Annotated in this window: 8 protein-coding genes and 1 pseudogene; 4 read left to right on the top strand and 5 right to left on the bottom strand. The window is 66.2% G+C overall.

Annotated elements, in window-relative coordinates:
* A pseudogene (gene istA, locus AC5YDV_RS19335) lies at nt 1-1,504 on the bottom strand (IS21 family transposase); the annotation flags it as partial.
* Nucleotides 1,505-1,861: 357 nt separating this feature from the next.
* On the bottom strand, nt 1,862-2,386 hold the full coding sequence (locus AC5YDV_RS19330) for a hypothetical protein (protein ID WP_496185025.1): 525 nt from the start codon (nt 2,384-2,386) through the stop codon (nt 1,862-1,864).
* Nucleotides 2,387-3,028: 642 nt separating this feature from the next.
* On the opposite strand from AC5YDV_RS19330, the gene AC5YDV_RS19325 reads away from it, so the two are divergent.
* Together AC5YDV_RS19325 and AC5YDV_RS19320 are read left to right on the top strand one after the other, a co-directional pair.
* Nucleotides 3,029-3,235 carry an antitoxin MazE-like protein gene (locus tag AC5YDV_RS19325; protein WP_496185024.1) on the top strand — a complete coding sequence of 69 codons (207 nt, stop codon included), beginning with the start codon at nt 3,029-3,031 and terminating at the stop codon, nt 3,233-3,235.
* Nucleotides 3,232-3,558: a type II toxin-antitoxin system PemK/MazF family toxin gene (locus AC5YDV_RS19320; protein WP_496185023.1), complete on the top strand. Its 327-nt coding sequence runs from the start codon at nt 3,232-3,234 to the stop codon at nt 3,556-3,558. The genes AC5YDV_RS19325 and AC5YDV_RS19320 overlap by 4 nt, the downstream gene beginning before the upstream one ends.
* Before the next feature lie 147 nt (nt 3,559-3,705).
* On the opposite strand, the gene AC5YDV_RS19315 is transcribed toward AC5YDV_RS19320, so the two are convergent.
* The gene (locus AC5YDV_RS19315; RefSeq protein WP_496185022.1) at nt 3,706-4,212 is read right to left on the bottom strand and encodes a DUF6933 domain-containing protein; all 507 of its coding nucleotides are present in this window, start codon (nt 4,210-4,212) and stop codon (nt 3,706-3,708) included.
* Between the two features lie 601 nt (nt 4,213-4,813).
* On the opposite strand from AC5YDV_RS19315, the gene AC5YDV_RS19310 reads away from it, so the two are divergent.
* Both AC5YDV_RS19310 and AC5YDV_RS19305 read left to right on the top strand, forming a co-directional pair.
* Nucleotides 4,814-5,038 (top strand): UPF0158 family protein, encoded by a 225-nt coding sequence (locus AC5YDV_RS19310; RefSeq protein WP_496185020.1) that lies wholly within the window; start codon nt 4,814-4,816, stop codon nt 5,036-5,038.
* Between the two features lie 209 nt (nt 5,039-5,247).
* On the top strand, nt 5,248-5,607 hold the full coding sequence (locus AC5YDV_RS19305) for a ribonuclease E inhibitor RraB (RefSeq protein WP_496185019.1): 360 nt from the start codon (nt 5,248-5,250) through the stop codon (nt 5,605-5,607).
* Nucleotides 5,608-5,724: 117 nt separating this feature from the next.
* On the opposite strand, the gene AC5YDV_RS19300 is transcribed toward AC5YDV_RS19305, so the two are convergent.
* A complete protein-coding gene (locus AC5YDV_RS19300) occupies nt 5,725-6,162 on the bottom strand; it encodes a hypothetical protein (RefSeq protein WP_496185018.1) in 438 nt (145 codons plus the stop codon).
* 195 nt (nt 6,163-6,357) lie between these two features.
* Complete coding sequence (locus tag AC5YDV_RS19295; RefSeq protein WP_496184643.1) at nt 6,358-7,722, bottom strand: IS1380 family transposase; 1,365 nt, start codon at nt 7,720-7,722, stop codon at nt 6,358-6,360.
* Nucleotides 7,723-7,872 lie beyond the last annotated feature (150 nt).

Here is a 7,872-nt window from a genome sequence, read left to right as displayed (position 1 = left end):
GGCCTGCGGCCCGGGTCTGGGTGGTGTCGGGCCGGTCGTGTCCTGGCCGGTCTGGAGGATCGGTCGCAGGTGCGCATAACGGGGCGAACGGACCCGGACCAACGCGAGCCGGCAGGCCTCCTCCACCCTGGCGGCGGAGTAACGCCGCGTCAGGCGCAGCACCGCCAACGCCGCATCCAGTCCTTGCTCCTCGACCGGCACGGACTCGAAGATCCGGTTCACCACGGTCGTGGTGTCCTCCCCGATGCGTGCGGCCCACTCCCGCACCCGGGCGGCGTCCCACTGGCGGTAGCGGGGCCCCTCGGGCAGGTCGGCGTCGTGGGTGCGGTACTCGTTGACGACACCGGGCGGGGCGAGCAGGTGACTGGTCAGCCGTTGCTGGCCGGCGTACACCTCGACCATGGTGTCGGTGACCCGCAGATCGACGCCACGACCGATGTGCGGGTAGGGAACCGAGTAGAAGTTCTTCTCCCACACCACGTGCCCGTTGCGCTGGACCCGCCGCCCGTACACCCACCGGCTGATCTCGAACGGCACCGTCGGCAGCGGCCGCAGCAGCGGCTTCTCCTCGACCTCGAACACCGTCTGCCGGGACCCTGGGCGCTTCTGGAACGGTTCGGCGTTGTACGCCTCCACCCGTTCGTAGATGGCCGTCCGCAACTCGGCCAGCGTCGCGAACCGGCGGTCCCGCAGGCCGGCGATCACCCACGTCGCGATGTTCCCGACAGTGTTCTCGACACTGGCCTTGTCCTTCGGTTTGCGGACCCGGCCGGGCAGCACCGCCGCCGAGTAGTGCGCCGCCAACTCCCGATACGCGTCGTTGAGGACCACCTCGCCCTCGGCGGGATGCCTGATCACACCGGTCCTTCAGGTTGTCGGGCACGATCCGCGGCACACTCCCGCCGAACCAGGCGAACATCGCCACGTGCGCCCGCAGCCACGTGTCCTGCCGCATGTCCAACGCCGGCTCGACGAACGCGTACCGCGAAAGGGGCAGGGCGCCGACGAACAGGAACACCCGCCGGCCCTGCCCCGACACCGGGTCGGTCAGCTGCATCGTCGGCCCCGACCAGTCCACCTCGACGCTCTGACCGGCCTTGTGCCCGACCCGTGAGGCCGCCCCCGCGACCAGCACATGATGCTGGTAGGTCTTGCAGAATCGGTCATAGCCCATCGCCGTGGCCCCCTCGGCGTGACACCGGTCGACGTACTCGCCATGCAGCAGCTTCAACGTCACCCCCACCCTGGCGAGCTCACGATGCACCACCGTCCAGTCGGGTTGGGCATGCACGCTCTCATGTTCACCCCGGCCAGGGAACAACCGCGCATACACCGCCGCCTCGTCCAGTTCCGCGACATCGACGAAGCCGACACCCTCCCGATCGGCGGCCTCCAGCACCGCCGCCACCGAATGCCGCGACATGCCCTGGGCGGCGATCTGCCGCCCCGAGAACCCCTCCGCCCGGAGCCGAAGCACCAGCTTCGCCCTGATCTTGCGTACCATCCGAAATCACTCCTCCTGCCGCGTGATTGGCCACACGGCAGGGGGAGCCTAGGAACGGTGGCGCTCACCCCGAATACTCGATGGCGCCCACGAACGCGAACGCGACCACCAGCACATGGCGCTCAACCCCAATACCGGTGGCGCTCAGAAGACCGAATACTCAAGCGGGCGAGAGTCCGGCGCACGACCCACGTCGGACCACACGCGCAAAGCGCCTTCTGCCGACGGTCGCGACCGCGCCCACATTCCGAGAGTCATGACATTGTCGCGGACCTGACCGAATCGGACGTCCTGTTTGACCGGACTTCGTCCAAGGTGAAGGAGGAGCTCGACAATCCGCTGCCTACTGCTGGCTCGCTACGTCACCATTGTCGAGTGCTTGGGTTCGCTCGCGCGCGCCCAAATCAAGTCCCGCTTCAGATCGGACCGTCCCAAGGTCTTCCGCCCCGCCGCGAACACACGCGTCACAGAGCTCCCCAGAATGGTTCGTCGGTGAGCATCCCAATCCAACTGGGTCCAGATCCTCGTCTGAGCGTCCCGTTCGAGGCGGACGATCGCGGAGTGAAGTTCCGCCGCCGCCTCCACGACGTCCAATGGATCGAGCAGCTGGACAACGTTGAGGGCGCTCGTCTCGCGGTCCTCGCGCGACGTGTAGAACGCGCTTTCCCTGAATGACGCTTTCGCCTCCATCGGCTGTCGGGCCAGCAGGCCCATCGCGATCACTGCGCCGTGTGTCGCCGACACAAACTCGGCTATGCCCTTGGCTCGTGCGTGTGCTTCGGTGTGACGGCGTGACATGACCGCAACCGCCAACTGCACCACGAGGGTGAGAATGCCTGCCATGGATGCGCCAGCGAGAGCGGCGAGGACCGTGTCACTCATGAGCCGACCCTAGCCTCGGTCGGTGGTGCCGAGGGTCGTGACATCACCGACCTCATGCCCTTGAGCGCGAGCTCGATCACGCCCAGCTCGGCACGTTCAAGTCAGGCGTGACCTCGAACCGCCCGCCCTTGTAGCAGGGAGTCGCCGGAGTGCGTTGCGCACGACTCGCGCACTAGCGTGGTGGCTTCTTTGGCTCACGCGTTTCTACGCCCTTGTAAGGGCCAGGAGATGACTTCGAACTGAGATAGTTAGCTGCGGCGTCATACTTGTCATAGCGCTCTGTGTTCTCGTTGAACTGCTGGTATCGGGCGCGGACCTGACCCTTGCGGTAACCGTCGCCGGTATTCGTTGCCATCGTGCTCCGTGCCTTTCGAACGCCTATGCGCACGTAGTCTACGGCCCGCGAAGCCACGTGGACTTCCGTCAGCACTGGAAGAGGTCGCCGAGGGTCATCCGCGGACATGACACGCTCTTGGCCCGAGAGGCATGTCTGGGCGCTGGCTTTCACCGCACTGCGCGCGAGGGTGACCTGTCGTCCGGTACCGGTGGCGCACACCCGCGCTTGCCGCGCATCGCGCGTGGTTCCACTCCGCCAGGAGCGAGGCCTGCTTCTCCCAAGTCGTTACATGTAACATGGCTGGCGTGAGCGTGAAGGATCGAGTCGGCGAGTACCGACGTCGCATGCGGGCACGCGGCTACCGCCCAGTCCAGATCTGGGTGCCGGACGTGCGCACTCCGCAGTTCGCTGCCGAAGCGCGTCGACAAGCGCTGCTGTTGGCTGAAGCTGACCGACTTGGCGACGATCAGGAGTTCGTTGACGCTGTCTCCGCGCCGTGGGACGAGGAGTGAAGCGAGGCGAGATCTGGACCGTTGCCGGTGGCGTCCACGCCTCCAAACCACGGCCCGCCTTGATCATCCAGGAAGACCTCTTCGACGAAACGGCGTCGGTCACCGTCGTCCCGTTGACCACGACTTTCACGGACGCACCCCTATTGCGTATCCGCATCCCCAGCAGCGACCTGTCCGGCCTCGAACGTGACAGCGACTTGATGGTCGACAAGCTCACCGCTGTTCGGCGAACCAATGTGCAGACCCGGGTTGGCCGACTGGCGACCGATCAACTCGCGGAGGCCGAGCGAGCCTTGATGACCTTCCTCGGACTAGCCCGGTAACAGGCAACCAGAAGGCGTCCATCAGCACCCCGGAACATCCTCTTTTGCCGCGGGGCGTGTTGTGTTGAGTATCGGTGGGCGACCTGGTGGTGGTGATGGCGTCAGGTTGAGACAGCAGTGGGTCGGTGGGGTCGGTGGCGCACGGATTCAGGTGGTCTGCTCGCCCAGCAGCGCGGCGACTTCTCGGTCGGGGCTGACGTGTCGGCTGTACAGAGGGCTGCACGGCGTGCGGGCGAGGGTGAGGGACAACTCGAGCAGATCGGTGTCCTCGCCTTGGGTGCGGTGAGCCTCGGCCAGGAAGGCGAACTCGTTCATTGATCCGAGCAGGCTGCGGTTCGCGGTGGTGGTCAGGTGAGCGTTTCTGGTGGCGGTGACTTCTACGGCGATCACGGACGCCGCGATGCGGTGAGCCCTCAGGAGGGCGGAGAGCTCGTCGGGGAAACGGTCCAGGAACGTCCCGGCGGGGGCGAGCGGCATCAACAAGGGCAACAGGGTGCGCTCGTTGACGAGCAGCGCGACCTGACGTGGCCGCCACGGCAGGTATGTGGCGTACCAGTCCCCCAAGAGGGCTGCCGACTCCTCGTTGTAGGAGATGGGCGGACCCAGACGTTGGAGCAGCTTGCGGGTAGCCCGCACGTTCACCATGAACGTCATCTTGCACGTCTTGGGTGTCAAGGTCACACCCACCGGACACCATCGCCTTTCGCGCCCGCGGGTGACCTTCGGACGTTCTCGCGCCTGGCTTGACGCAGAATGCTCTGGTGGATCCTCGTCTGAACCGTGATGAGTTGCGTGGCGCCCTCTCCCGCGCTGACGTGGACGCCTTGGGGAGCTTGCTGGTGACGAGCCGGGACTGGCCATTTGACGCGCTGCAGTTACTGGGTGACGCCGTGCTCATGGCCGTCCGTGAGCCCGGGTACGACATCGAGCCGGCGGCACGCCGGTGCGTGCGCGAACTTCGTGACCGCGACTGGGACGGTGATGCCGAACTCGCGACCCAGATCGAGGCGACCTTCGGCTGGGCGCCCACCCCGCTGCTGCGTTCGCTGCCGGTGGATCTTGAGGAAGTCGCTGGCGTATTGGAGGGCGACTCGCTGCAGGGTGGCGGCCGGATCGACCTTCGAACCGGCAAGGTGTGGCCGCAATCGGTGTGGGACTACACCGACCAGACCAGTGATGACGTCGAGGATGAGGGGACAACGACGAGCACTGGTTGTGGGTCCACTGCGAAGGGTCCCGGGCGGGATACCGCGACATGGAACTGTTCATCGACCTGGTGGAGGACCCGCACCTGGCGGATCGCCTCACCCGGTCGATCCGGGGTCGGGGAGCGTTTCGCCGGTTCAAGGACGTGCTCGCGGACTGGCCCGACCTGCTGGGACGCTGGTACGGGTTCAGCAACGAACGCCACTACGGGCGAGCCCGGGCCTGGCTGGCCGCCGAAGGCTACGCCCCCGGCCCGAACCGCGATCTTCCCTGAACAGCAACGTCCTGTTCTGCCGCCGCGAGGTTCGATCCGTGGCCGGATGCGAGACGGATCTGCTTCCAGATCAGGTGCTGCGACCGGTGCGAGCGCCTAAACCCGATTCTGGCGGCAAATTCGTCCTCGCGCTCGGTGAGGGTGCGCGCACATACCGCTGTCGCGGTGTTCAGCCTCAAGAGGTGCCAGGCCACTGGCAACATAGGGCCATGGGACTCTTTGGGCGCCGAAAGGCCGCGCTGTTCGACACAGGACACGCGGGGGACGACCAACTTCTCGCTCAACTGGCGCAAATGGGCGACCTGGCGGCTCCGCGGCACTGGGTGCACTATCTCTACTTCGCCGACGAGGCCGCCGCCCGTGGAGCAGCTGTAGCTGTAGAGGCCGCGGGGTGGGGACTGCAGGATGTTGCCGAGTCTGCGGCTGGTGGCCCGGAGTGGGTCGTCATCGCGGAGCGGCACGGCGCGGTCACGACTCCGGAGGCCGTTCGTTCCGCTCGGATGTTCTTCGAGACGGTTGCTCAGCAGTGGGCGGGCGGCGACTACGACGGCTGGGAAGCTAGCGCCTGAAAACCTCCGCTCTTGCCGCGCGGTGGCCGGCTGGCTTGAAGTGAGCTCGAGCGTGCAGGCCCTGTCCTGATGAATGGAGCCGGGGAATCCCAAGGAGGAGAGCTCAAGTAGCACCCACTAGACGTCAGTCGTTCCATCCATCTCCTGAGTTTCCGTCAGGACGTCGGCCCAGCTCCTGTCAAGTTCCTTCTCCGCATCCAAGTACCGATCCAGCGCGCGCTCTGCTGTTTCCTGCGCCTTCTTCTCGGACATTCCTTGGGCGTGGAACTCGAAGCCGTGGGCCTTGACAGCGATCCTCTTCTTGTCGTTGCGGTGAAGGAACGTCCGGAGCGCAGCGGTGAGGGCTGCAACGCTCGCGGTGGCATACGGCGCTAAATCGACCACGATGACTGCTAGGTCGGCCAACGCAGAGTGCTCGAAACCATCTTGAGGCTTGAGGCCTTGGGCACTGAGGGCTTCACGAAGTCTTTCAGCTTCGTCAGGCGAGACTCGTAGCTTGACCGCGTGTGCGTCTGGATGGGAAGCGGTGATCTCAAGACGGATGTCGTCGCTCACGTTGATGCCTTCCGTAGTCCCGTGCATGACCTAAGAGCCTAGCCTCCCTCTTTCATGAGGCGGCTTGAGAGCTGCCAGCTGGGCTGTCGGAGCCCGATCTGAACACGGGTCTAGGTGAGGGCGTGACTGTTGGCCGGCTGACGCTGCCGGGCTGCGGTTCTCCAGGTTTCCTCGGGTAGTGGCTGGCTGGTGGGGTCAGGCTGGTGGTGGGATCGCGGCGATCCGGGCGAACGCGGCCACGAGGTGCTCGACCCAGGGCCAGGTCTTGGGTAGGCGCAGTCGTCGCCGTCGGGCGCCGTAGACGAGCCGGGCCGGGACGTGCAGCAGCCGATACCTGAGTGCTTTCGGTTCGGCCTTGGCGAGGTCACCGTCGAGGGCCAGCATTTTGAGCCAGGCGACCAGGTCGGCGGCGATCATGGTCAGGAGTAGCCAGGTCTGGTTGATGCTGAACTCGCGTGACGGGAACCGGCCCAGGCCGGAGTCTTTGGCGTGTCGGATCCGGTCCTCGACCCGGGCATGCGCCCGGTGACGGGCCTCGAGAAACTGCAACTGCCCCTCGGCGGTGTTGGTGGCGAACGCTTGGTAGCGCCAGCCGTCGTGGGCTTCGAACAGCGACAGTTGAGCCCCGGGGTGGGGGCGTTCGCGGCGCAGGATCACCCGCATCCCGGCCGGCCACCGGGTCAGGTCCAGCAGGCCGGTGACCTCGGCGACGTCCCCGCCGTCTCGGACCTCACCCTCAGCGGTGAGCGCCGGGGACCACAACCCGGCCGGCAACTGCGAGATGGCGTGGCGGATGTTCTCCCCGATCGTGAACCCGACGCTGTAATGCAGCGTCCTGCCTCTGACTTGGCCTTGCGCATGGAGCCAGTCCAGCAGCAGGTGCGAGGCTCCGGCCCCGTCGCAGCGGATCAACAGATGGCGGCGATACGGCATCGGGATCTGGGTGATCGCCTCGCCCAAGACCTGAATGTGATCGACGGCGGTGTTCGATCCTGCCCGACCTGTCCGCAGCGCGGCGGCGAGGAACTCGCCCGTGTTGTCGCACCACACGCCGATCGGGTGATACCCGAAGGTTCGTTTGAACGTCGGCGACGCGAGTTCCTTCTCCGAGTGGGTCACCACGATCGTGGCATCGACATCCAACACCACCGTGCTGCCGAGATCGGTCCCGGCGACCCGAGACGCCGGAACCCCACCAGCCGCTGTCCGCTGGGCCCAGACGTGGCGCCGGACACGGGCCCGGGCCGTGGCGATCTTCCTCCGCCTGGCGTCGGTGACCTCGTCCAACGCCCGCCACACCGTCGGAGCAGACGCGACCGGCCCCAGGACCTGGGATTGGTGCCGCAGCACATCGATGTCGGAGATCGCTTCCCCGCCGTCGGCGAGCAGCACCGCCACATCGGTCAGCACCTGGCCACGGTCGTGCACCGAGGGGACGAACGAACGCCGGGCCATCGCCGTCGATAGGGCGCCGGTCAGGCCGGTGTTCTCGGCCAGCATCCTGAGCCCGATGCTGCCGGCGTGGGCGATCACCGCGCCACCATCGCCGGTCACGGACATACCGGTGGACCACGAAGTACGCTTCACCTACGGAGTGCCTTCCGCTTCAGGGGTCTTGAACAGTCGCAAGTCCAAGTATCCCGTAGCCAGAAGGCACTCCGGCCTATCTACCGCACGCGTCGCTCACTCCGCCATGAACGATCGAGGCTA

It is taken from the genome of Propioniciclava sp. LT432 (genome assembly GCF_059515965.1).
This window is presented reverse-complemented; position numbering and strand designations above follow the sequence as displayed.

What these genes read in the sequence shown, in the direction of transcription:
- AC5YDV_RS19330 (WP_496185025.1), bottom strand. Translation starts at nt 2,386, where the DNA reads ATGAGTGACACGGTCCTCGCCGCTCTCGCTGGCGCATCCATGGCAGGC.
- AC5YDV_RS19315 (WP_496185022.1), bottom strand. Translation starts at nt 4,212, where the DNA reads ATGACGTTCATGGTGAACGTGCGGGCTACCCGCAAGCTGCTCCAACGT.
- AC5YDV_RS19310 (WP_496185020.1), top strand. Translation starts at nt 4,814, where the DNA reads ATGGAACTGTTCATCGACCTGGTGGAGGACCCGCACCTGGCGGATCGC.
- AC5YDV_RS19305 (WP_496185019.1), top strand. Translation starts at nt 5,248, where the DNA reads ATGGGACTCTTTGGGCGCCGAAAGGCCGCGCTGTTCGACACAGGACAC.
- AC5YDV_RS19295 (WP_496184643.1), bottom strand. Translation starts at nt 7,722, where the DNA reads ATGTCCGTGACCGGCGATGGTGGCGCGGTGATCGCCCACGCCGGCAGC.